Annotated in this window: 3 protein-coding genes; all 3 read left to right on the top strand. The window is 41.4% G+C overall.

The window, feature by feature from the left end:
- A partial coding sequence (locus AC52RT_RS10145) for a beta-galactosidase trimerization domain-containing protein (protein WP_495540635.1) occupies positions 1–426 on the top strand: 426 nt, incomplete at its 5' end.
- 13 nt (positions 427–439) lie between these two features.
- Complete coding sequence (locus tag AC52RT_RS10140) at positions 440–1,234, top strand: Nif3-like dinuclear metal center hexameric protein (protein ID WP_495540634.1); 795 nt, start codon at positions 440–442, stop codon at positions 1,232–1,234.
- Positions 1,235–1,262: 28 nt separating this feature from the next.
- A partial coding sequence (locus AC52RT_RS10135; RefSeq protein WP_495540633.1) for a GntR family transcriptional regulator occupies positions 1,263–1,562 on the top strand: 300 nt, incomplete at its 3' end.

Raw genomic sequence — 1,562 nt, 5'->3', positions numbered from 1 at the left:
GGGGACCTTAAAGGGACCTATGATTGCCGGCTGATCTTTGTTTTAATTCAACTGGAAGGTGCAGAGACAGTGGCGGTTTACGGAAAAGAGTTTTATGCACAGAGCCCGGTTATTACCAAAAACACCTTTGGAAAAGGCGATGCCTGGTATCTCGGCAGCCAGCCTGAACTTCCTTTTTTAGAAAAATTGTTTAAGAAAATTCTTGATAAACATCAGGTGCTTTGTCCGATAGAAGCTGAAGATGGTGTGGAAATCACGGAACGATATAAAGGCGATAAAACGTATGTATTTGTGATGAATCATCAAGAAGCAGCAACAGAAATTGTGATAGGTGAGGACTATTATTCCCTCCTAACTAAGAAGAATTATCAAGCAGGAGATCAAATAAAAGTGGCTTCAAAAGATGTAGTTATTTTCGAAAAGTAAATAGGAGGATAACATGCTAACCATTCAGGATGTAGTGGATGCATTAACACAACCAGTGAAAAAGCTTGATGATACGGTTGACCAAATAACGCCAGATGTACGTTCAGACCAGGAGGTACAGGGAATTGTGGTCACATTTATGGCTTCTCATTATGTGCTGCAGCGAGCAAAAGAGCTAGGAGCTAATCTGGTAATTAGTCATGAGGGAACCTTTTATAGCCACCAAAACAAGACGGAGTTTCTGGAGAATAATCCTGTTTATCAAGAAAAGTGCAGACTAATTGATGAGGCTGGACTGGCGATCTATCGATTCCATGATTATTGGCATCGATATCAGCCTGACGGGATTATGACCGGATTAATTCAAGACTTAGAGTGGGAGCCTTATTTGATTGAAAACCATCCAACTTCAGCTATCTTTGCCATTCAGCCTCTCACAGTTCGTGATTTAAGTGAGTATATAAAGACCAAGTTAAATATCCCCTTTGTCCGTGTGGTAGGGAATCTTTCGATGACCTGTTGCCGCGTAGGTGTTTTGGTAGGATACAGGGGAGGGGGCGAAGCAGCAATTCCTTTATTCATGGAAGATAATATGGATGTGATTCTTGCTGGGGAGGGTCCAGAATGGGAAACGCCAGAATTTATTCGTGACGCAGTCTATCAAGGCAGAGACAAGGCGTTCATCCTTTTAGGTCATGCTGCAAGTGAGAAACCAGGCATGAGGTATTTAGCTGATTTGATCAAAGAAATCTTCCCTCATATTCCGGTTTATTCAATTTCTGAAGATCAGCCCTTCCAAATTATATAAAAAAAGTGATAGATGAGGAGGGAAACGAGTGACAACCCGTCAGAATGTTCGTGGTTCAACAAGGGATTACTCCTATAACATACTAAAAAAGAAAATACTAAGGTTAGAACTTGAGCCTGGGACTAAAATCTCTGAAAAGGAAATGGCGGATGAATTAAATGTAAGCAGGACACCAATCCGTGAGGCGTTTATGAAGCTAGCACAAGAAGAGCTGTTAGATATTATTGCGCAGAGTGGGGCAGTAGTTTCTAAGATTAATCTGGAGCACGTAGAAGAGGGACGATTTATCCGAGAGAAGATAGAAAGAGAGATTGTTACGCTTGTATGC

It is taken from the genome of Peribacillus sp., from assembly GCF_059453735.1.
Note: the sequence above shows the minus strand (reverse complement) of the source record. Positions and strands in the feature narration are given on the sequence as shown.